The following is a 20,872-nucleotide window of genomic DNA, read 5'->3' as shown; positions in this document are numbered from 1 at the left end:
CACGGCCACGGCAGATACGAGTTTCACATGACCGACCTGAACCTGTTCTTCGACCCGACCAAATGCTTTATCGGCGGCCGCTGGGTCGCTCCGCGGGGTGGCGACTACCTGCCGATCGAAAACCCGTCGACCGGAGAGACCATCGGCCAGATCGCCCGTGGCAAGGCCGCGGATGTCGATGCGGCGGTGGCTGCGGCAGAGGCGGCACTGGCCGGCGAGTGGGGGCGGACACCTGCGGCGGAGCGCGGCCGGATTCTCACCCGCATTGGGCAGAAGGTCCTGGAGCGCGTAGACGATCTGGCGCGCATCGAGGCGCTCGACGTGGGTAAGCCACTGAAGCAGGCCAGGGCCGATGCGCTGGCGCTGGCACGCTACCTCGAGTTCTACGGCGGCGCCTGCGACAAGATCCACGGCGAGACCATTCCTTATCTCGACGGCTACACCGTCTACACGCTGCGCGAGCCACACGGCGTCACCGCTCACATCATCCCCTGGAACTACCCGATGCAGATCATCGGCCGCTCGGTGACCGGTGCGCTGGCCATGGGCAACGCAGCGGTGCTGAAGCCGGCCGAGGAAGCCTGCCTTACGGCGATCGCCTTCGCTCGGATCGCCGAAGAGGCCGGGCTGCCGGCCGGCGCGCTGAATGTCGTCCCCGGGCTGGGCGAGGAAGCCGGCGCGGCGCTGACCGCACATCCGGGTGTAAACCACATCTCGTTCACCGGCTCGGTCGGCGTCGGCAGGCTGATTCAGCATGCGGCAGCGGCGAACGTCGTCCCGGTGACGCTGGAGCTCGGCGGCAAGTCACCGCAGCTGGTGTTCGATGATGCCGACCTCGATCGCGCCCTGCCGTTCCTGATCAATGCCGGCATCCAGAATGCCGGCCAGACCTGTTCTGCCAGCTCGCGCATCCTCGTCCACCATTCGATCCACGATGAGGTGCTGGAACGGATGGCCGGGCGTTACCGGGCGCTGCAGGTTGGCCCGGCAGTGGCCGATCTCGACCTCGGCCCGCTGGTCTCGGAGCGGCAGAAGGAGATTGTCGGCGGCTTCCTTGCCGATCTCGGCGGTGCGGAAGTCGCAGGGCAGGGCGCAGTGGTGGGGGATGCCCCGAGTGGCGGGCACTATCAGGTCCCGACCCTGCTTTCCCGAGTGTCGCCGGACAACCGGCTGGCGCAGGACGAGATCTTCGGCCCGGTGCAGGTGGTGATCCCGTTCGAGGACGAGGCCGAGGCGCTAGCCATCGCCAACGGCACCGATTTCGGCCTTGTGGCCGGGGTCTGGACGCGCGATGGCGGACGGCAGATGCGCATGGCCAAGGCGATCAAGACCGGCCAGGTGTTCCTCAACAATTATGGCGCGGGCGGCGGGGTGGAACTGCCGTTCGGCGGCGTCGGAAAATCCGGCCACGGCCGCGAAAAAGGGTTCGAGGCGCTCTACGGCTTCTCGGTGTTGAAGACAGTAGCCGCATGGCACGGGTGATTTCATGAGACTTGAAGGCAAGGTCGCCGTCGTTACGGGCGGCGCATCGGGGTTTGGCGCCGGCATCGTGCGGAAGTTCGCCGCCGAAGGCGCAAAGGTGCTGATCGCCGATATCAACCTCGAAGGCGCCGAGGCGCTGGCGCGGGAGCTGGGCCAGAAGGCCGGCCATGTCGATGTGAGCAAAGATGCGAGCGTCAATCAGCTCGCTGCGGCGGCGCTGATGGCTTTCGGCAAGGTGGATATCCTTGTCAACAACGCCGGCGTCTCGCACCTGCCGGCACCGCTGGACGAGATTTCCGAGGCCGATTTCGACCGTGTCTTCAACGTCAACATGAAGTCGGTCTACCTGACCGCACGGCACCTGGTCCCGCACTTCAAGGCGCGAAAGACCGGCGCGATCCTCAACGTCGCCTCGACCGCTGCGGTGAGCCCGCGGCCGCGGCTCAGCTGGTACAATGCTTCGAAGGGTTGGATGGTCACGGCGACCAAGTCGATGGCGGTCGAGCTGGCGCCGCTCGGCGTGCGTGTCAATGCCATCAACCCGGTGGCCGGCGAGACGCCGTTGCTCAAGACCTTCATGGGCGAGGACACACCGGAAATCCGGGCCAAGTTCCTCTCGACCATTCCGCTGGGGCGCTTCTCGACCCCGGAGGACATGGGCAACGCCGCCTGCTTCCTCTGCTCGGATGAGGCGTCGATGATTACCGGCGTGGCGCTCGAGGTCGATGGCGGGCGGGTGATTTAGGCTCGATCTCTCCGTGATCCTCCCCTGCGAAGCGGGGGAGGGGGACCAGCGAAGCTGGTGGAGGGGGCGACCACAAACACCGGCGAGTCCTGCCGCCCCCTCCACCGCCTTCGGCGGTCCCCCTTCCCCGTTGCACGGGGGAGGATCACGGAGAGGGCGGTGCGCGCGCCGGCGCGCCCTATCGGAGGAACGCGTTGATCTCCCGCGCCACGGCGGCCGGCGCTTCCCAGTGCAGCGAGTGGGCGGCGTTGGCGATCCGCTCGTGGGTGAAGCTCGGCACTTTGCCGTGCAGTTCTTCGACCGCGCCCGGTGGCGCCAGCAGGTCGAGATCGCCAGAGAGCGCCAGCACCTCGCAAGCGACTGAAGAGAGATCGACGATCATGCCGCGATCGATGGCTGCCACCTGGCGGGCGAAATCGCCCGGTGACTGACGGTGCGCATAGGCCGTCGAAGCCGCCGCTGCCGCGGCGACGTTGGCCTCGTCGGCGAAGAACGGCGTCGAAAACAGCCACTGGTAGAGCAGGCGGAACCAATCCGGTGCCGGCACGGTGAAATAGAGCCGCGACAGGTCGCGGAACAGAATTCGCGCCTTGGGGCTGATGGTGCCGGCGCCGATCGTCACCAGCCGGCTCACCCGGGTGGGATGGCTGGCGGCCAATGCCAAACCGAGGAAGCCGCCAAGCGAATGTCCGATCACCTCGACCCGCTCGAGCCCCAGGTGATCGAGCAGCGCCGCGCAATCGGCGACCATCTCGGTGAGTTCGATCGGGCCTTCGACCCGCGTCCGTCCGGAGCCGCGATTGTCGATCAGGATCAGTTGCCGGTCGGGGAGCAATTCCAGCAGCGGCCCCCAGCTGGCGCCATCGCTCGCCGTGCCGGCGATCAGCAGCAGCGGCCTACCTTCGCCGAGGATTTCGTAGTGCACGGTGGCGGCGCCGTTCTGAAACTCTGGCATGCGGCAATCTCGACTGTTTTTTTGCTTGGCCGTGGCGTGGACAGGTTTGGCGCGAGGTTTATATTTGACCGGTTGGACAAATGGCTGGAGCGTGATCAGGAAGGTTGCAGACCTTTCCGGTTCGATCTCGCGACAAAACAAGGACCTGGAGCAGGAGTGCGGTTCAACGAAACGCAATCCGAATCAGTGCGAACATGGCACAGGACGCCCTCGGAAATGAAGTGAGCCGCGCCTCAGCTGTCACGCTGCAGGGCATCGACGACTTCGTCACCGGCTTCCTCGGCTACGAGAAGAAGGCGGCCAACATCATCGCCGCCGCGGACAACGAGCCTGACGCCGTGCTGGCCAATACCTATGCCGGTTTCACCTGGATGTTCCTCGAGGCCGACGGCGCCAAGGCGGCAGCCGGCAGATACCTGGCGCGGGCCGAGGCCGCTGCTGCCGGCGCCACCGAGCGCGAACGCATGCTGCTGGCGCAACTCGAGCGCTGGATCGCCGACGACATCCCCACTGTCCAGGCGATCGGTGACGAGATCGTGGTGCGCTATCCGCGCGACCTCGCCTCGGTGAAGCTGCACCAGTATTTCAGCTTCAACCGCGGCGACGCGCACGGCATGCTGCGGATCGCCAGGACAGCGGAGGCAGCCAACGCCGACAACCCGCACATCCATGGCATGCTGGCCTTCGCCCATGAGCAGTTGCACGACCTCGAGACCGCCGAGCGCGAAGCGCGGCTGGCGCTGAAGCTGAAGACCAAGGAGCCCTGGGCCCAGCATGCCCTGGCCCATGTGATGCTCGGAACCGGTCGGGTTGAAGAAGGCGTGCAGTTCCTCAGCGAGGCGCAGCGGACCTGGGTCGACCTCAACTCCTTCATGTACACTCACAACTGGTGGCACAAGGCGCTGTTCCACATCAGCCAGGGCGACCATGCGGCGGTGTTCGATGCCTATGACAACCACGTCTGGGGCATCGAGCCCGACTATTCGCAGGACCAGGTCGGGGCGGTGTCGCTGCTGGCCCGCATGGAACTCGCCGGTATGGATGTCGGCAACCGCTGGGAGGATGTGGCGAACCACATGCAGGGCAGGGCGCGCGATACCATCCAGCCCTTCCTGACGCTGCAGTATCTCTATGGCCTGGCGTGCGCCGAGCGAAACGAGGCCGATGAGTTGATGCGTGCGGTCGAAGAGAAGGCCGCAACCTCGTCGGCATTCGATCGCGTCGTCTGGCAGGAGGTGGCGTTGCCGGCCGCGCGAGGCGTCCTGGCCCATGCCCGGGGCGACCACGGCGCGGCAGCGAAATGGCTTTCGGTCGCCAACCCGCGAATGACCGAGATAGGCGGCAGCCATGCCCAGCGCGATCTGTTCGGCCAGCTATTGCTCGATGCGCACCTGAAGCTCGGCAACTGGGCGATCGCCCATCAGATGCTGGAAATTCGCCGCACCTGGGATCCCGACGGCGTGCCGGTCAATCAGGCACTGGCGCTGGTCAACGAACGGCTGGGCACGGCCGCGTAACCTCGCCGTCCACCGGGTCATTCCCGCGAAAGCGGGAACCTTCGTTTTCGTGTTCACCGCGACATCGCAAAACGGAGATTCCCGCTTTCGCGGGAATGACCCCGCGAGTGGTGTTGGCTAAGGTGATTCAGCCTGACACTCAGCTACCAAGGAGCCCGGATGCAACCCGGACCGCGCAACCTGATCACCGACGTCGCGGGCCTTCGCGTCGGCAATTCCGAGGACCACCGGATCAAAACCGGTACTACCGTGCTGGTGGCGGACAAGCCCTTCCGCGCTTCGGTCGACGTGATGGGCGGCTCGCCGGGCTCGCGCGAGACCGAACTGCTGGCGCCGGACAAGCTGGTCGAAGACATCGATGCGCTGGTGCTGTCGGGCGGTTCGGCCTTCGGGCTCGACGCCGCCTCCGGCGTGACCGACGGGCTGCGCAAGCTCGGCCGCGGTTTCCGCGTCGAGAACGCGACCATCCCGATCGTGCCGGGCGCCATCATCTTCGACCTGCTGAACAATGGCGACAAGGACTGGGACGAGAACCCCTATCGGGCGCTGGGCGCTGCTGCCTTGGCCAATGCCGGAGAGGACTTCGCGCTCGGCACCACAGGCGCCGGCGTAGGGGCGTTGACGGCCAACCTCAAGGGCGGGCTCGGTTCGGCGTCGCTGGTGATCCCCGGCGGCTTCACCGTCGGAGCGCTGGTGGTGGCGAATCCAACCGGTAGCGTCACGATGGGCGACAGCAAGCATTTCTGGGCCGCGCCCTTCGAGGCGGTGGGCGAGTTCGGCGGTTTTGGTCCACTCGCGGGGCCGATGCCATTCGAGCAAACCTCCCGGTCGAAGCGCGACTGGGTGAACCCGATCGCCAATACCACCATCGCCATCGTCGCCACCGATGCCGACCTCACCAAGGCACAACTGAAGCGCCTTGCCGTGGCGGCGCAGGACGGCATCGCCCGCGGCGCCAGCCCGGCTCACACCCAGGTCGATGGCGACCTGGTCTTTTCGGTATCGACCGGGGCAAAGCCGATCACCACGCCGGTGCTGAACGCGCTGCAACTCGGCCACGCCGCTGCGGTGTGCCTCAGCAGAGCAATGGCACGGGCGATCTACCTCGCGACGCCGGCGCCGAATGATCCGGTACCAACCTGGCGGGAGAAGTGGGGGAGTTGATCGTGGGCATGGTGGCTCCCGAGGACCCCCTCTCTTGCGAAAACTAAGGACTTAGCTGCGCTAAGCCCAAGTTTTCGCTTTCTCCCCCGCCAAGGGGGAGAGTCCCGACTGATACTCAGGTGCAAGTGGAAGGCACCGATCATCTCCCCCTTGGCGGGGGAGAAAGCAAAATCTTAGGTTTAGCCGTTTGGCTAAGCCTTAGATTTTGCAAGAGAGGGGGTCCTTGGAGGGCACAGGCCGTCCACTGCCCATTCAAGGAAAAGGCGCTTCAGCCGCCTTCACGTGATAGCAAAAGTCGCACATGCCATCGCCGTTCATGCAGGTCTTCGTCCGCTCGAGTTTCAACCCGAGCTCATCGGCCATGGCGAAGTCGCCGTTGCAGATCAACAGCTCGCCCAGGTCGCGGGCGCCGATCTGCTCCATGAACTCGGCATAGTCGCAGTGGTTGACCTGGTTGCGCAGCAGCGTGTCGGTTTGCTCCAGCGTCTCGAACTCGTAACGCACGCCTTCGCCGAAGCCGGCGAACTCGGCCGCCAGCGTCGGGATGTCGAGCAATGAGCCGCGCTTTGCGACCATGGCGCGGTTGGCCTCGTCGAGCGCCGATCGCACCAGCGCGTGGGCCCGTTCCTTGCCGAGCGCCGCCTCCATGGCGCGGACCAAGGGAATCTGGGCCCGAACCTCGGTGGTGATGCGCTCGAATGGGGTCATAGGCAGTGCTCCGGCTCCATGCGATGATGGCAGGATCGGCTGGAGCGGGAAACCCCAGCCCAGGCTGGCGCGTTGCCATTTCGTCAACGATGGAGGACGCCATGAATACTCAGAGCAGGGCCACCGCGATGATTCCGGCCCACAATGTCGAGCGGGCCGTATCCTGGTACCGCGACAAGCTGGGGATCGCCCCTGCCAAACAGGACGAGTACGGCGCGAGCTACGAGTTCAACGGGGTGCGCGCTTTTCTCTACAAGTCGGATTTCGCCGGCACGGCCGAGCACACCATCCTGTCGTTCGATACGGCCGACCTCGACGCCGACATGCGCGACATGCGCAGCAAGGGCGTGACATTTCTCGACTACGACCTGCCCGACCTGAAAACCGAGAACGGTGTCGCCAGCTTCGGCCCGGTGAAAAACGCCTGGGCCAAAGACAGCGAGGGCAACATTCTCGGCTTCGTTCAGGGCATGTAGGTCATTTCGAGCAGCGGAACACCGTGCTCGGCTTGGCGTCGCCCACCGCGATGCGGATGCCTTCGCCTGATGGACCGAAGATCGGCGTCAGTTTCAGCTCCTGCTTGTTGCAGGTAGCGCTGAACGTGCCGTCCTTGTTGTCGTTGAGCGCAATATCGCAGCTCTTGCCGGCAGCGGAGTACTTGCTCGCCGACACCACCGTCAGGCTGGTCTTGTCGGTGCAATCGAGCGCCGCCCAGCTGCCGATCAACGGTCGGGCGCCGGGCGGCAGCTTCGCCGTTGCGGCCGGGGCGGCGGGCGTCTTGCCCGTGGCGGGTGCCTTGGCGGGCGTTGCGGCAGCGGCAGGCGCTTCAGCCGAGGGCGCCTTGGGCGTGCTGCCGCTGTCGCAGGCGGCCAGCAGGGGAAGGACGAGGAGGAGAGAGAGCGGCAAAAGGCGCATCGGCGAATCCGGTGTCGTTGCTATTGTCATGGCATGGGTGCGCCGTCATTGCGGCGCGATTGCAGCGGAGTCGTCAAGTTTGGCCATGGCGCAGATCTTTGTGGATGCCGATGCCTGTCCGGTAAAGGACGAGGTGCTGCGAGTGGCGGAGCGGCATGGCATGGTTACCACCTTTGTCGCCAATTTCGGGCTGAGGCCATCGCGCGACCCGATGGTCCGCAATGTCATGGTGCCGCAGGGCGCCGATGCGGCCGACGACTGGATCGTCGAGCATGCCGGCCCCAATGACCTGGTCGTGACCTCCGATATCCCGCTGGCCGGCCGAGCGCTGAAGAAAGGCGCCGTGGTGCTCGGCCCGACCGGCAAGCCGTTCAGCGAGCAATCGATCGGCATGGCGCTGGCCATGCGTGAGCTGAACCAGCATTTGCGCGAGACCGGCGAGAGCAAGGGTTACAATGCCGGCTTCACTGCCAGGGATCGCTCCAACTTTCTCCATGCATTCGATGCTGCGGTGCAGCGAGCCAAACGGTTGGGCTGAGCAGCGCCGGCGCTGCAATAGAGTTTCACTATCAGCCTTAAGTTTGGGCGGTATGCCCTTGAATTGGGCAACAAACTGCGCTTCAAACGTGCACCGTCTTCCTGCCCGAGTGTTCCCCTTGAGCCGTCTTCTCGATTTCATCCACCGGCACGAGCCGCGCGGCCAGACTTTGGCGCACCTGAAATCGGGCATGGGCGCCGTGATCGCCATGACACTGGTGGGCGGCATGGCCGCGTGGACCGGGCTTCCGATGCTGCTGGCGCCGTTCGGGGCCACGGCGGTGCTGCTGTTCGGCCAAGCGGAAAGCCCGCTGGCCCAGCCGGCCAATATCTTCGGCGGCTACCTTGTGGCGGCGGCGATCAGCGTGGCCATTTTCGCGGTGGCGCCTTCGGCCTGGTGGGTCGCGACCATCGCCGTCGGGTTGGTGATCGCAGCGATGCTGCTGCTGCGCCTGACGCATCCGCCGGCGGGCGCCGTGCCGCTGGTGGCGTTCTCGACCCACATGCCGATGGATACATTGTTCCTCGTGGTCGTGGCCGGCGCCGCCTGCCTCGTCGGCGTGGCGGTGATCCACCACCAGCTGCCGCCGCGGGTGACTTACCCGCGCCGCCCGACGCGTCCCGGCTGAACCGCCGCGACCGCCGGCAGCAAGCCGGTTTCGATGATCATCTCGATTTCGTCCCGCACTTTGTCGAGCACATCGTTGATCGCCGCGACGGCCGCTACCGGATCGGCAGCGACGATCGCATCGGCGAGGTCGCGATGCGGCGGGAATGAATCGAGCCCGAAATCGTCGCGCCCGAACGGCGACTCGCTGGAGCGTTCCAGCGCCTCATCCAGCTTGTGCAGGATTTCGCCGAACATCGGGTTGCCCGAGGCTTCGTAGATGGCGCCGTGGAAAGCGGCATCGGCCTTGTGCCAGTTGCGGCGCGCCGCAACTTCTACCAGCAGCACGTCGCACAGCCGCGAGATCTCGGCGCGCTGCGCCTTGGTGGCGTTGACCGTCGCCTTGCGCACCACGTCTTTCTCAAGCGCCCGGCGAACCTCGACCAGGCGGAGCAGCGCCTCGCCTTCGAAGCGGATCATCGTCGGCGCAAGCCCGCGTGAGGTGCGTACCTTGGCGGCAAGGTAGGTGCCGTCGCCACGCCGGCGGCGGATGATGCCGAGCCCTTCCCAGCGGTTGAGCGCCTCGCGGATGGTGGAACGGCCGACGCCGAGCGTGGTGGCGAGCGAGATTTCCGGCGGCAGGCGATCGCCGACGTTCAGGCCGGCCCGCTCGATCATCTCGGCGAGCGCATCCAGCACGGCAACGCCGCGCGTTCGGGTCTCCAGCGGTTCGAGGTAGCTCAGTACTCCGTCCTCAGCCACGCCTGTTCCTCCCGGCCAACTGGCCGTTGCGGCACCACCATCACAATTCGGCGGTCTTGTCAGCCGTGCTGACGTGCCCGCTCAGGTTTTCCCAATTCCAGCATATCGGTCAGCGCTTCGATGAGAATGTCCATCTGCGCCTTCGAGTTATAGCCCTGCACCGAAACCCGGACGATGTGGTGGTCCTGCCATTTGAACACTGGAATCTCGATCGAGTAGCGCGCCATCAGTTCCTTGGCGAACTCGGCCGGCTCGTCGATCTCCGGAACCGGCATCGCCACCATCTGCGGGGCGCAGAACTCGGGCGTGCTGAGCGGCTCGAGGCCGGTAAGCGCCTGCAGGCGGCGGGCGGTTTCCTGCGCCAGATCGCGGCAATCGGCGGCGACCCTGGTCCAGTCGTGCTCCCTGCGGAAATCGATCGCCGCCGGAACGCTGAGCCAGGCTGCCGGATCGCGGGTACCCTGCATCTCCAGCTCGTCGATGAACGGCGAATTGCCGAAGGCGCCCTTGGCGCCGGGCAGCTTGGAATCGGCGGTCCAGCCATGGCTGATGACCAGCGGGTTGATCATGCCCTGCAGTTCCGGTCGCACGTAGAGGAAGGCCGAACCCTTGGGCGTCATCAGCCACTTGTGGCAATTGCCCGAATAGAAATCGACGCCCATGGCATCGAGGTTCAGCGGGATATGGCCGGGGGTATGGGCACCATCGATGACGGTCCAGATGCCGCGCTTGCGGGCCTCGGCGATCGGGCGCTCGATGGGGAACACCAGCGCCGTCGGCGAGGTGATGTGGCTCAGAAACAGCACCTTGGTGCGCTCCGTCATCGCCGCGAGCAGCGTATCGGTGAAGGCGGCCTCCGAGACGAACGGCATCGGCACCTTGACCGTCACGATCTTGGCGCCGGTACGGCGTGCCACATAAGTCCAGGTCTTCTCCAGCGCCGAGTACTCGTGGTCGGTCGTCAGGATCTCATCGCCTTCCTTGAGGTCGAGCGACTGAGCGACGATGTTCAGCCCTTCGGTGGCGTTGACCATCCCGACGATGTTCTCGGACGTGGTGCCGAGAAACGCCGAGAGCGCCACGCGCGGCACCTTGGTGCGCTCGCTGAGATCGCGGCCGAGGAAGGCCACCGGCTGCCGTTCCAGCTCCAGCTGCCAGGCCTGGTAGGTCTCGAACACCGGGCGCGGGCAGGCGCCGAAAGAGCCATGGTTCAGGAAGACGACATCGTCCCGGAGAAGGAAGTGTCGCGCGAGATTGGAGGACAAGTCAGCGGCCTTTCAGTGTGGGATCGAGTGCATCGCGCAGGCCGTCGCCGAACAGCGTCGTGGCGAGTACGGTGATGGCGAGGGCAGCCGTCGGGAACACGGCCATGTGCCAGTAAAAGAACATGAAATTGATGCCGACATTGATCATCTGACCCCAGCTCGGGGTCGGAGGAGCAACGCCGATGCCGAGGAAGCTGAGGCTGGCCTCGAGCATCATGGCGCCGGGCACCGACAGGACGAACCCGACGATGATCGGCGACAGCGAGTTGGGAATGACGTGCCGGCGCAGGATGTACCAGGGCGAGGCGCCGAGCGCCTGCGCAGCCCGTACGAACTCCTTCTCGCGGAAGGATTTCACCTGCGCACGCACGAGCAGGCAGACGCCGAACCAACCGAACAGCGACGCCACCACGATGATGGTGACGAAGCCGCCGCCGGCCAGCGCGCCCAGCAGCATCGCTGCCAAGAGCGGCGGCACCACCGAGAAGATCTCGATGATGCGCATGATGAACCAGTCGACCCGACCGCCGAAATAGCCGGCAATGGCTCCGATAGGGATGCCGATCAACAGGCTGCAGGTAGCGGCGGCAAAGCCGATCAACAGCGACACCCGGGCGCCGTAGACGATGCGGGTGAAGAAGTCGCGGCCGAGATCGTCGACGCCGAACCAGAACTCGGCCGAGGGGAAAGCGAGCGACTGCGTCAGGTAGAGCTGGGCGTCGGGTGCGCTCTTGGTGAACAGCGGCGCAAAGATTGCGGCGAGGATGATGATCGCCAGCACGCCGCCGCCGGTCACCGCTGCCTTGTTCGCGGCGAAGCGCCGCCAGGCGAAATAGGCTGGGCTGTGCTGGGTATGCGCGGGTGGTACGGCGAGTGCGCTGGTGTCGATTTCGGTGGTCATTTCGCGTCGTCCCCCAGGCGGATGCGCGGGTTGAGCCACGCGTAGGCGATATCGGAAATCAGGTAGGCGAAGCAGATGCCGATGGTGAACATCAGCACCAGTGCCATTTCGAGCGGATAGTCACGGTTCTCGATCGAGGAGACGAAGTAGCTGCCGAGGCCGGGGATGCGGAACATCGCTTCGACGAAGATCGAGCCGGTCGCCGTGCCCATGAACATAGGCAGGAACACCGTGACCATCGGGATGGCCGAGTTGCGCAGGACGTGCTGGAAGATGATCCGCCGCTCGCTCAGCCCCTTGGCGCGCAACGCCGTGACGAACGGGCGATTGAGCGTGTCGAGCATGGCCGAGCGGGTGTAGCGGGCATAGGTGGCAAGCGGGATCGCGGCGTAGGCGGCGATCGGCAGGATCCACCGTTCCGGCTTGCCCCAGCCGCTGGCCGGCAGCCAGTTGAGCCAGACCGCGAAGATCAGGATCAGCAGCATCGAGATGACAAAGACGGGGATGGTGAGGCCCAGCACCGACAGGGTCGAGGCGAGGTAGTCGATCCAACTGTTGCGCTTCAGCGCCGCCGCCATGCCGATCAGGATGCCGAGCGCGGCGCCGATGATGACGCCCGATCCGCCGAGGATCAGGCTGGGCACCCAGGCCTGCGACAACAGGCTGATCACCGTCTCGCCCGGGGCTTGGTAGGGCACGCCCCAGTTCCCCTGCAGCACGCCGGCCATGTAGTTCGTGTACTGCACCCAGAGCGGCTTATCGAGGCCGAGGCGCGCATTGAGCGCAGCCTTCACCGCCTCGGACAGCGGCATGTCCTTTTCGGTGAACGGACCGCCGGGCACCGCGTGCATCATCAGGAAGATGACGAGCGAAACGATGAAGAAGGTCACGGCGACCGAGAGCAGGCGCTTGATGAGATAGACGATCATGCCCGGACCTCCATCAGTTGGTGACGATGGCTTCGACGAGGTGACCCGGGGCCACACTGACGAGCTGTGGAATATCGCCGGCCGCCGCTTCAGCCGCGAGGCTGGAGCGCGTGAGGCGCGGGGTGCCGGCGGCGATGTCGTCGGCAGTGATGAATGTCCGCTGCCGACGATCGCCGGGATTGGTCACCGGGATCGCATCGAGCAGCGAGCGCGTATAGGGATGCCGGGGGGCGGCAAAGATGTTGGCCGTCGGCGCCTGTTCGACGACGCGGCCCTTGTACATAACCACGACGCTGTCGGTCAGCGAGCGCACCACGCTGAGGTCGTGGCTGATGAACAGCATCGACAACCCCATCTGCTTCTGCAGGTTTTTGAGCAGCCCGATGATCTGCGCCTTGACCGTGACGTCGAGCGCCGAGGTCGGTTCGTCCGCGACCAGCACCGAAGGGCCGAGGATCAGCGCCCGGGCGATAGCGACGCGCTGGCGCTGTCCACCAGACAGTTCGTGCGGATAGCGGTTGCCGAAGCTGCGATCCATGCCGACGCGCTCCAGCCAGCTCAGCGCTTCCTCGGTCTGCTCGCGTGAGCTTTTCACGCCGTGAATATGCAGTGGCTCGGCAATGATCTGGGCCAGCGTCATCATCGGGTCGAGCGCCGAGTAGCTGTCCTGGAAAACCACCTGCATGCGGCGGCGGAACGCCTTGAGCGCGCTGACATCGAGCTTGGAGATATCGGTGCCGTCGACGAAAATCTGTCCCGCGGTCGGCTCGAGCAGGCGCATCGCCATCATACCGGTGGTCGATTTGCCCGAGCCGGACTCGCCGACGAGTCCGACGATCTTGTTGCGCGGCAGCACCAGGTTGACGCCGCGCACCGCGGGGAAGTCGACATAGGTGGAAAAGATCCGGCCGCGACGGCGCAGCGCATAGACCTTGGTGAGGTTCCTGAGCTCGAGGGCAGGGGCGATCGGCTCGCCGGTGCCCGGCTCGGCCCGGCGTGACTCGCCGGCCCTGAGGCTTGCGAGCAGCGACTGGGTGTAGCTGTGTTTGGGGCTGTCGAAGATCTGCTCGACCGTTCCTTCTTCCATCACGCGGCCGCCATACATGACGACCACCCGGTCGACGGTTTCGGCGACGACGCCGAGATCGTGGGTGATCATGATCAGCGCCATGCCCATCTCGGCCTGTAGGCCCTTGATGAGTTGCAGGATCTGCGCCTGGATGGTGACATCGAGCGCCGTGGTCGGCTCGTCCGCGATCAGCACCTTGGGCCGGCAACTGAGCGCCATGGCGATCATCGCGCGCTGCAGCATGCCGCCGGAGAGCTGGTGCGGGTAATAGCTCAGCACATCCTTGGCGTTCTTGATCTCGACCTTGAGCAGCAACTGCTCGGCCTCATCAAGTGCCGTTTCCTTGGAGACATCACGGTGCGTGCGGATGGTTTCGACCATCTGGTGGCCGATGGTGAACACCGGATCGAAGGTCGTCGCCGGGTCCTGGAAAATCAGGGCGGCAACCTTGCCGCGCAGTGCCGCCATCTGCCGCGGCTTGGCCTTGAGCACGTCGACACCATCGAGCTCGAGCCGGTCGGCGGTGATGGTCGCCGTGCTCGGCAGCAGCCGCATCAGGGCCAGGCACGAGACGGACTTGCCCGAGCCGGACTCCCCGACAATGCCAAGGCTTTCGCCTTCCGCAAGCTGGATATCGACGCCACGTACCGCGTCGATCTGGCCGCCATGCTGACGGAAGCTGACCTTCAGGCCCTTGATATCTACGAGAGTCATGCGCGGTTCCAGGCTGTGCACCCTCGACCGGAGCCGGGAGCGCTGATTTCTGCGGCTAGTTCTTGGTAACGGCGGACACTCATGGCCGCCCAGTTTCCTGCACCTGTTCCGGCGAGCCGGCCGTGCACCCCCTGGCTGAAGGTGCGTGGTCGACGCCCTTCGCGCTCCGTTGTGAGACGTCACGGGTTACCCGACCGCGCCTCAGGGCAGGGTGTTCCCCGGCCGGTGGCCGGGGAACCTGATTGACACTACTTCACCGAGATGTGCGAGTAGAGGAAGTTACCGATACGCCCGAGCGGGGTGAAGCCGCGCGAGTTGGGCGTGACGCCCGGTCCGGTGATGTCCTCGCTGACGGCGGCAGTGATGAGCGGGTGCACCAGCGGCACGATGAGGCCCTGGTCGATCATCACCTGTTCGGCCTGTTCATAGAGCTTCACGCGCTCTTCCCAGACCGGGTTCTTGTCGGCCTCGGCGACGAGCTTGTCGTACTCGGCCACATGGTAGCTGTGGCGGCCACCATTATAGAACAGGCCATAGAAGTTCGACGGATCGAGATAGTCGTACTCGTACGGCGCCAGGTAGATGTTGTTCTTGCGGGCGAGCATCCCCTCCATCCAGTCCTTGCCCGGCATCACCTTGATATTCATGGTGATTCCGAGGATGTCCTTGAACTGGGCCTGGAGGTACTGGGCCATCGGCGGCAGGATGGCGCCGTTATAGCCGCCCTCTTCACGGAACCACACTTCGATGGTCGGGAAGCCTTCGCCGTTGGGGTAGCCGGCCTTGGCCAGCAGTTCCTTGGCCTTGGCGGGGTCGAACACGGCCTGCGCCGCGACCTTGTCGCTGTAGCCAGGGTAGCCGGGCGCGAGGATGGAGTGCGCCGGAATGGCGATGTCCTTGAGCACGGTAGCGGTCAGCTCGTCGCGGTTGATGGCGTAGTAGAGCGCCCTGCGGACGTCGGCATTGTCGAACGGCGCCTTCTCGAGATCGAAGGCGAGGTAGGACGTGGCAAACACCGCTTCCTTGCGGATCGAGTCGGGGAAGCGCTGCTTCACCACCGGGATCTGGCCGGCGTTGAGCGTGGTATAGGCGAGGTCGCCGGCGAGGAAAGCGGGCATGCCCACTTCGGGCAGGCCGACCGACGGATCGACGGTCAACTCGTCGACCTGCGCGACCCACGGGCCGTTATAGTCGGGGTTCTTGGTCAGGACGACCGAGTTGTTCGACTTCTCCCAGCTCTTGAGCAGGAAGGGGCCCGAAGAGAGCACGTTCTCGACGTTGCTCGCCCAGTCATCGCCGAACTTGTCGAACTGGTGCTTGGGGACCGGGTACCACAGCGAGACCACGCCCGGCAGGTAGGGCTTGGGAGCCGCGGTGGTGACTTCGATGGTCTTGTCGTCGACGGCCTTGAGGCCCAGGGTCGAGACGTCTGCCTTACCGGCCGACACGTCGTCCCAGTTCTTGATGCCGGAGGCAAAGCTCCAGTACCAGGCGAAATCGTAGCCGGTGGTGGCGGCGCGCTGCAGCGCGAAGATGTAGTCGCTCGCTTTGACCGGCTCGCCGTCGCTCCACTTCATGCCGTCACGCAGGTGGAAGGTCCAGGTCAGGCCATCGTCCGACTGTTCCCAGCTGGTCGCGGCCAGCGGAGTCAGCTGGTACTCGTTGTCGAAGCTGGTCAGCGGCTCCTGCAGCAGCTCGGCGCCGGAAGCGCGCGCATAGACCGTCTTCATGTAGTCCATATACGTGCCGGTGGTGGATCCGCCCGGTACGGTGAGTTTTGTCTGCGCCAGCGCTGGGACGGCGGTTAGACCCGCCGCCAGCGCGACCGCGCCGACAAATTTCAGCAACGCGTTCATTTCAGCTCCCTCCTTGTTGCAGAGCTACTGCTTGACGTCCCCTGTGCCCCGGCCGAAACCTCGGCGTGCCGCGGTCCGAACGGGCCTCGCATGAGCGGTTTCCGGGCATAGACGCCCCACCCGGAACCGATGCATCGGCTGACTGCAATTCCCCTCGCAATCGGCCTTATGACATATGTCTGACAACTCCAGATTGGCTTGGCAAGCCGTTTGTGGCCTGCAGATGACAAGGTTGGCATAGTTTTGCCGTGATACCGTTCAACCGGGCGAACACGCTCATCGGCGCCCCCCGAACAGGCTCTGCGCAGCGTTGGCGATCGCCGGCGCGTCGATACCGAAATGCCGGTAGAGATCGGTTACCGTGCCGGTCTGGCCAAAGTGCTCGACCCCGAGCGTAATCGCCCGGTGCCCCTGCACGCTGCCGAGCCAGCCGAGCGTCGCCGGGTGGCCGTCGATGGCGGTGACGAGTGCGGCGCTGTCCGGCGCATCGGCCAGCAAGGTTTCGATGTGGCAGGTGGCGTCGAGATCACCGTGCAGCCTGGCGCGCTGCGCGCCGTGCCAGCCGGCATTGAGCCGGTCGGCTGAAGTGACGGCCAGCACCGCGACGTTGCGGCGCTCGCCGCCGATCATGCCGGCCGCGGCGATCGCCTCGCTGGCGAGCACGCCCTGGTAGGCGATAATCGCCTCGCAGTTCGGCGTCGGCGGCACCAGCCAATAGGCGCCGCGGATAATGTCGCTGGCCAGTTGCGGCGTCACTTCGCGGGGCGGCTGCTCGATCGAGCGCGTAGAGAGGCGAAGATAGACCGAGCCGCCCGACACGTCGCGCGGCCAGTCGGCGAGATCCGCCCGGTCGCTACCATCGCGCTGCATGTAGTCGAAGGCCCAGTCGATGATCACCGAGAGCTCATCGGCGAAGGCCGGCTCGAACGAGGCGAGCCCATCCTGCGCCATGCCGATCAGAGGCGTGCCCACCGATTGATGCGCGCCGCCTTCGCCGGCCAGCGACACGCCTGACGGCGTCGCGACCAGCAGGAACCGCGCATCCTGGTAGCAGGCATAATTCAGCGCATCGAGACCGCGCGAAATGAACGGGTCGTAGAGCGTCCCGATCGGCAGCAACCGTTCGCCGAACAGCGAGTGGCTGAGGCCGGCGGCGCCGAGCAGGAGAAACAGGTTCATCTCGGCAATGCCCAGCTCGATATGCTGGCCGTCCGGGGTGAACTGCCACTTCTGGGCGCTCGGGATTCGTTCCTTCTGGAAGATGTCGGCCATCTCGCGGTTGGCGAACAGGTGGCGCCGGTTCACCCAGGTGCCGAGGTTGGTGGAGACGGTGACGTCGGGCGAAGTGGTGACTATACGGCGCGCCAGCTCGCTGTCGGTCTTGGCATAGGCATCGAGAACCTTGCCGAACGCTGTCTGCGTGGAGGTAGCGCCGGGGCCGACAAATTGCGGCCCCAGCGCCGGGACGGCGGGGTAGGAAAGCCGTCGTGACCGAGTGGTGTTGAACGGCACGGTATCGAGGAAGGCGGTGAGCTCGCGCTCGCTGGGCTTCAACCCCTCGAAACGCTCCCACTCGTGGCCCTCGCGCACCTGCATCGAGGCCTTGAGGCTCTCGATCTGCGCGCCGGTCATCTGCCCGGCATGGTTGTCCTTGTGGCCGGCCAGTGGCGTACCCCAGCCCTTGACCGTATAGGCGATGAACACCGTCGGCCTGTCGCTCGTCTGGCCCTCGAACTGCTCGATCAGGCTCTCGATGCAGTGGCCGCCCAGATTGGCCATCAGTTCGGCCAACTCGGCGTCGCTGCGCCGCCCGAGCAACGCGCTCACCTCGCCCTGGTCGCCGATCTCATCGGTCAGGCGCTCCCGCCACGCGGCGCCGCCCCGGAACATCAGCGCCGAGTAGAGCGCGTTGGGGCAAGCATCGATCCAGTCGCGCAGCCGCTCGCCACCCGGTTCGGCAAAGGCGCGGCGCTGCTTGGCGCCATATTTCAGCGTCACGACGTTCCACTCGAAGGCGCGGAAGATCGCCTCGATCCGGTCGTAGAGCCCCTCGCGCACCACGCCGTCGAGGCTTTGACGGTTGTAGTCGATGATCCACCAGGTGTTGCGGAGGCTGTGCTTCCAGCCTTCCAGCAGGCACTCGTAGACATTGCCTTCGTCGAGCTCGGCATCGCCGACCAGCGCGATCATCCGGCCCTCGGCGCGTTTGTTCGCCCACGGCTTGGCCCGCACGTAATCCTGGATCATCGAGGCGAAGGCAGTGAAGGCAACGCCGAGACCGACTGAGCCGGTGGAGATGTCGACGTCGTCCGTATCCTTGGTGCGCGACGGATAGGATTGTGCGCCGCCATAGCCACGGAACGCCTTGAGCTTGTCGAGGCTCTGCTTGCCGAACAGGTATTGGATGGCATGGAACACGGGCGCGGCATGCGGCTTGACCGCCACCCGGTCTTCGGGCTTGAGGATGCCGAAGTAGAGCGCAGACAGGATCGCCGTCATCGAGGCGGAGGAGGCCTGGTGGCCGCCGACTTTTACCCCGTCCGGGTTGGGGCGAAGATGGTTGGCGTGGTGGATCATCCAGTTGGATAACCACAGGGCCTTGCCAGCCAGCGCCTCGATCAGGGCGATCCGCTCCGTCGACATGTCCCCTCCCAAATGTCTGACATTAACGGTGCACTAGCCGGATGGGTGTTTCCTGCCTATTGTGACCATTCTGTCATCCCGTTGCGCAGGATTCCAAGCGAAATGCCATCAAGACAGGTGAATTCTGCCAAAACGGAACTTACCGGAATCGACCGACGCATCCTCCGGGCGCTGCAGGAAGATGGGCGCATGACCATTCAGGCCATCGCCGATCGGGTGGGGCTCTCGGCCTCGCCGTGCCTGCGCCGCATCCGCCAGATGGAGGAAGCGGGGATCATCGCTGCCTATAGCGCCGTGGTCGACCAGAAGGCAGTCGGTCTGCCGGTCTCGGTGTTCATCTCGATCAAGCTGGAGCGCCAGCGCGCCGAAGAGCTCGATCGCTTCGGCGCGGCCATTGCGGGCTGGCCCGAGGTGATGGAGTGCTACCTGATGACCGGCCAGTTCGATTTCCTGCTGCGCGTCGTCTGCGCCGATCTTGCCGCTTACGAGGCATTCCTGCGTGAGAAGCTGACCCAGGTGGCCGGCGTCAGCTCGATCGAGTCGAGCTTCTCGCTCGGCCAGGTGAAATACTCCCGCGTGCTGCCCATCTGACGCAGTTACGGCGCAGCCGAAGATGGGTAAAAGCGAGCCGACAGTTTTCTTCGGGTGAGTCATGCAGGCCGACAGCATCGTTCTGGGCGCGGGTATGGTGGGCGTCAGCGTTGCGGTGCACCTGCAGATGCGGGGCCGGGCCACCGTGCTGGTCGATCGGCGCGGCGCCGGCGAGGAAACCTCCTATGGCAATGCCGGGCTGATCCAGCGCGAAGCGGTGATGCCGCACGCCTTCCCGCAAGGCCTTGGCGACCTGTTCCGCTACGGGCTGAACAACCGCACCGACATGCACTACCACCTCGGCGCGCTGCCGCGCATCGCGCCGTTCCTCGCACGCTACTGGTGGAACTCGCGGCCCGATCAGTACCGCCGCATCGTCGAGACCTATGCGCCGCTGATCGCCCAGTCGATCAACGAGCACGCGCCGCTGATCGAGCGGGCAGGGGCGGGTTACCTGATCGAGAAGAAGGGCTGGTACCAGCTCTTTCGCGGCACGGAGAAGCGCGACGAGGCCTTCCGCAAGGCGGAGAGCGTGAGCCGCGATTTCGGCATCGGCAGCGCTCAGCTTTCGAGCGATGAGATGCACCGGCGCGAACCCGGCCTCGGTATCGCGCTGGAGGGTGCGCTGCACTGGACCGATCCGTGGAGCATCCGCGATCCCGGCGCCTTGGTGGTGAAGTACCGCGAACTGTTCGAGCAGGTCGGCGGCGTGGTGGTCAACGGCGACGCGCTGGACCTGCAGCAGGCCACCGCCGGCTGGCGCCTGCCGGTGGCCGGCGGCGTGCTGGAAGCACGCGAAGCGGTGATCGCGCTCGGGCCCTGGGCCGACGACCTTACCAGCCGGCTCGGCTACCGGCTGCCGCTCGGGGTAAAACGCGGCTATCACATGCATTACGGCCAGCCCACGACGCAGCCGCTGAGCAACTGGGTCTTCGATGCCAGCTACGGCTACCTGCTGACCCCGATGGCCAAGGGCATCCGCCTCACCAGCGGCGCCGAATTCGCGCTGCGCGATGCGCCCTCGACCCCGGTCCAGGTCGATCGGGATGAACCCTTTGCCCGTGAACTGTTTCCCGGCCTCGGGCAGCGCCTCGAAGCCCAGCCCTGGCGCGGCGCCCGTCCGGCAACGCCCGACATGATGCCGATTATCGGCCCCGCGCCCCGCCACAAGGGCCTGTGGTTCGCCTTCGGCCACGCCCACCACGGCCTAACGCTTGGCCCGGTCACCGGCCGGCTGATCGCCGAAATGATCACCGGCGAAGCGCCGTTCGTCGACCCGACAGCGTTCTCGGCGACGCGGTTCATGTAGAAGCTGGCGCCGGATCACCTCTCCCTTGGGGGAGAGGTCGGCCCGCAGGGCCGGGTGAGGGGGCCTTTCCCACGATCAGCGTCTTCGGCAAGGCCCCCTCACCCCGACCCTCTCCCCCAAGGGAGAGGGGGCGACCGACCGACCATCAGGCGTTCCAGACAACCACCGAGCCACCACCTGCCGCATTTTGCCGCTGCCCCGGG

19 protein-coding genes are annotated in these 20,872 nt (G+C 65.5%); 9 read left to right on the top strand and 10 right to left on the bottom strand.

Going from position 1 to position 20,872, the window contains the following annotated elements:
- Positions 1-27 precede the first annotated feature (27 nt).
- Positions 28-1,482, top strand: coding sequence for an aldehyde dehydrogenase family protein (locus VGV07_RS15430; RefSeq protein ID WP_326869609.1), 1,455 nt, complete (start codon positions 28-30; stop codon positions 1,480-1,482).
- Positions 1,483-1,486: 4 nt separating this feature from the next.
- Complete coding sequence (locus VGV07_RS15425) at positions 1,487-2,227, top strand: SDR family oxidoreductase (RefSeq protein WP_326869608.1); 741 nt, start codon at positions 1,487-1,489, stop codon at positions 2,225-2,227.
- Between the two features lie 178 nt (positions 2,228-2,405).
- On the opposite strand, the gene VGV07_RS15420 is transcribed toward VGV07_RS15425, so the two are convergent.
- Positions 2,406-3,182 (bottom strand): alpha/beta hydrolase, encoded by a 777-nt coding sequence (locus tag VGV07_RS15420; RefSeq protein ID WP_326869607.1) that lies wholly within the window; start codon positions 3,180-3,182, stop codon positions 2,406-2,408.
- Positions 3,183-3,403: 221 nt separating this feature from the next.
- On the opposite strand from VGV07_RS15420, the gene VGV07_RS15415 reads away from it, so the two are divergent.
- Positions 3,404-4,699, top strand: coding sequence for a tetratricopeptide repeat protein (locus VGV07_RS15415; protein ID WP_326869606.1), 1,296 nt, complete (start codon positions 3,404-3,406; stop codon positions 4,697-4,699).
- A gap of 159 nt (positions 4,700-4,858) precedes the next feature.
- Complete coding sequence (locus VGV07_RS15410; RefSeq protein WP_326869605.1) at positions 4,859-5,863, top strand: P1 family peptidase; 1,005 nt, start codon at positions 4,859-4,861, stop codon at positions 5,861-5,863.
- A 252-nt stretch (positions 5,864-6,115) separates the two neighbouring features.
- Here the strand turns inward: VGV07_RS15410 and VGV07_RS15405 are convergent, their stop codons facing one another.
- The gene (locus tag VGV07_RS15405) at positions 6,116-6,571 is read right to left on the bottom strand and encodes an L-2-amino-thiazoline-4-carboxylic acid hydrolase (protein ID WP_326869604.1); all 456 of its coding nucleotides are present in this window, start codon (positions 6,569-6,571) and stop codon (positions 6,116-6,118) included.
- Positions 6,572-6,672: 101 nt separating this feature from the next.
- Here VGV07_RS15405 and VGV07_RS15400 point away from each other — a divergent pair, with 101 nt between their 5' ends.
- A complete protein-coding gene (locus VGV07_RS15400; RefSeq protein WP_326869603.1) occupies positions 6,673-7,047 on the top strand; it encodes a VOC family protein in 375 nt (124 codons plus the stop codon).
- A 1-nt stretch (position 7,048) separates the two neighbouring features.
- Here the strand turns inward: VGV07_RS15400 and VGV07_RS15395 are convergent, their stop codons facing one another.
- Positions 7,049-7,486: a hypothetical protein gene (locus VGV07_RS15395; RefSeq protein WP_326869602.1), complete on the bottom strand. Its 438-nt coding sequence runs from the start codon at positions 7,484-7,486 to the stop codon at positions 7,049-7,051.
- Between the two features lie 85 nt (positions 7,487-7,571).
- Here VGV07_RS15395 and VGV07_RS15390 point away from each other — a divergent pair, with 85 nt between their 5' ends.
- Positions 7,572-8,024, top strand: coding sequence for a YaiI/YqxD family protein (locus VGV07_RS15390; protein ID WP_326869601.1), 453 nt, complete (start codon positions 7,572-7,574; stop codon positions 8,022-8,024).
- Positions 8,025-8,142: 118 nt separating this feature from the next.
- Positions 8,143-8,652 (top strand): HPP family protein, encoded by a 510-nt coding sequence (locus VGV07_RS15385; RefSeq protein ID WP_326869600.1) that lies wholly within the window; start codon positions 8,143-8,145, stop codon positions 8,650-8,652.
- Here VGV07_RS15385 and VGV07_RS15380 read toward each other — a convergent pair.
- The 7 genes from VGV07_RS15380 to VGV07_RS15350 form a co-directional block, all read right to left on the bottom strand.
- Positions 8,622-9,392 (bottom strand): FadR/GntR family transcriptional regulator, encoded by a 771-nt coding sequence (locus tag VGV07_RS15380; protein ID WP_326869599.1) that lies wholly within the window; start codon positions 9,390-9,392, stop codon positions 8,622-8,624. The two genes, VGV07_RS15385 and VGV07_RS15380, sit on opposite strands and share 31 nt — an antisense overlap.
- 59 nt (positions 9,393-9,451) lie before the next feature.
- Positions 9,452-10,657: an aminotransferase class V-fold PLP-dependent enzyme gene (locus VGV07_RS15375; RefSeq protein ID WP_326869598.1), complete on the bottom strand. Its 1,206-nt coding sequence runs from the start codon at positions 10,655-10,657 to the stop codon at positions 9,452-9,454.
- A gap of 1 nt (position 10,658) precedes the next feature.
- A complete protein-coding gene (locus VGV07_RS15370; RefSeq protein ID WP_326869597.1) occupies positions 10,659-11,558 on the bottom strand; it encodes an ABC transporter permease in 900 nt (299 codons plus the stop codon).
- Positions 11,555-12,487 carry an ABC transporter permease gene (locus tag VGV07_RS15365; RefSeq protein WP_326869596.1) on the bottom strand — a complete coding sequence of 311 codons (933 nt, stop codon included), beginning with the start codon at positions 12,485-12,487 and terminating at the stop codon, positions 11,555-11,557. Before VGV07_RS15365 ends, VGV07_RS15370 begins: the two co-directional genes overlap by 4 nt.
- A 13-nt stretch (positions 12,488-12,500) precedes the next feature.
- Positions 12,501-14,270, bottom strand: coding sequence for an ABC transporter ATP-binding protein (locus tag VGV07_RS15360; protein ID WP_326869595.1), 1,770 nt, complete (start codon positions 14,268-14,270; stop codon positions 12,501-12,503).
- Positions 14,271-14,518: 248 nt separating this feature from the next.
- On the bottom strand, positions 14,519-16,126 hold the full coding sequence (locus tag VGV07_RS15355) for a peptide ABC transporter substrate-binding protein (RefSeq protein ID WP_326869594.1): 1,608 nt from the start codon (positions 16,124-16,126) through the stop codon (positions 14,519-14,521).
- A 276-nt stretch (positions 16,127-16,402) separates the two neighbouring features.
- On the bottom strand, positions 16,403-18,769 hold the full coding sequence (locus tag VGV07_RS15350) for a transketolase (protein ID WP_326869593.1): 2,367 nt from the start codon (positions 18,767-18,769) through the stop codon (positions 16,403-16,405).
- A 102-nt stretch (positions 18,770-18,871) separates the two neighbouring features.
- Between VGV07_RS15350 and VGV07_RS15345 the strand changes: the two genes are divergently transcribed.
- Both VGV07_RS15345 and VGV07_RS15340 read left to right on the top strand, forming a co-directional pair.
- Positions 18,872-19,360, top strand: a complete 489-nt coding sequence (locus tag VGV07_RS15345; protein ID WP_326869592.1) for an Lrp/AsnC family transcriptional regulator — start codon at positions 18,872-18,874, stop codon at positions 19,358-19,360.
- 61 nt (positions 19,361-19,421) lie between these two features.
- On the top strand, positions 19,422-20,669 hold the full coding sequence (locus VGV07_RS15340; RefSeq protein WP_326869591.1) for an FAD-binding oxidoreductase: 1,248 nt from the start codon (positions 19,422-19,424) through the stop codon (positions 20,667-20,669).
- Positions 20,670-20,872: the final 203 nt, after the last annotated feature.

It is taken from the genome of Devosia sp., from assembly GCF_035944845.1.
In the GTDB taxonomy this organism is placed as follows: domain Bacteria; phylum Pseudomonadota; class Alphaproteobacteria; order Rhizobiales; family Devosiaceae; genus Devosia_A.
The sequence above is the reverse complement of the archived record's forward strand: the minus strand, read 5'-3'. Positions and strand labels throughout refer to the sequence as shown.

Bases quoted from the DNA above. Each gene is read 5' to 3' on its own strand.
- VGV07_RS15360 (WP_326869595.1), bottom strand. From the start codon at position 14,270: ATGACTCTCGTAGATATCAAGGGCCTGAAGGTCAGCTTCCGTCAGCAT.
- VGV07_RS15400 (WP_326869603.1), top strand. From the start codon at position 6,673: ATGAATACTCAGAGCAGGGCCACCGCGATGATTCCGGCCCACAATGTC.
- VGV07_RS15405 (WP_326869604.1), bottom strand. From the start codon at position 6,571: ATGACCCCATTCGAGCGCATCACCACCGAGGTTCGGGCCCAGATTCCC.
- VGV07_RS15425 (WP_326869608.1), top strand. From the start codon at position 1,487: ATGAGACTTGAAGGCAAGGTCGCCGTCGTTACGGGCGGCGCATCGGGG.
- VGV07_RS15345 (WP_326869592.1), top strand. From the start codon at position 18,872: ATGCCATCAAGACAGGTGAATTCTGCCAAAACGGAACTTACCGGAATC.
- VGV07_RS15410 (WP_326869605.1), top strand. From the start codon at position 4,859: ATGCAACCCGGACCGCGCAACCTGATCACCGACGTCGCGGGCCTTCGC.
- VGV07_RS15370 (WP_326869597.1), bottom strand. From the start codon at position 11,558: ATGACCACCGAAATCGACACCAGCGCACTCGCCGTACCACCCGCGCAT.
- VGV07_RS15395 (WP_326869602.1), bottom strand. From the start codon at position 7,486: ATGCGCCTTTTGCCGCTCTCTCTCCTCCTCGTCCTTCCCCTGCTGGCC.
- VGV07_RS15365 (WP_326869596.1), bottom strand. From the start codon at position 12,487: ATGATCGTCTATCTCATCAAGCGCCTGCTCTCGGTCGCCGTGACCTTC.
- VGV07_RS15420 (WP_326869607.1), bottom strand. From the start codon at position 3,182: ATGCCAGAGTTTCAGAACGGCGCCGCCACCGTGCACTACGAAATCCTC.
- VGV07_RS15390 (WP_326869601.1), top strand. From the start codon at position 7,572: ATGGCGCAGATCTTTGTGGATGCCGATGCCTGTCCGGTAAAGGACGAG.
- VGV07_RS15350 (WP_326869593.1), bottom strand. From the start codon at position 18,769: ATGTCGACGGAGCGGATCGCCCTGATCGAGGCGCTGGCTGGCAAGGCC.
- VGV07_RS15430 (WP_326869609.1), top strand. From the start codon at position 28: ATGACCGACCTGAACCTGTTCTTCGACCCGACCAAATGCTTTATCGGC.
- VGV07_RS15355 (WP_326869594.1), bottom strand. From the start codon at position 16,126: ATGAACGCGTTGCTGAAATTTGTCGGCGCGGTCGCGCTGGCGGCGGGT.
- VGV07_RS15340 (WP_326869591.1), top strand. From the start codon at position 19,422: ATGCAGGCCGACAGCATCGTTCTGGGCGCGGGTATGGTGGGCGTCAGC.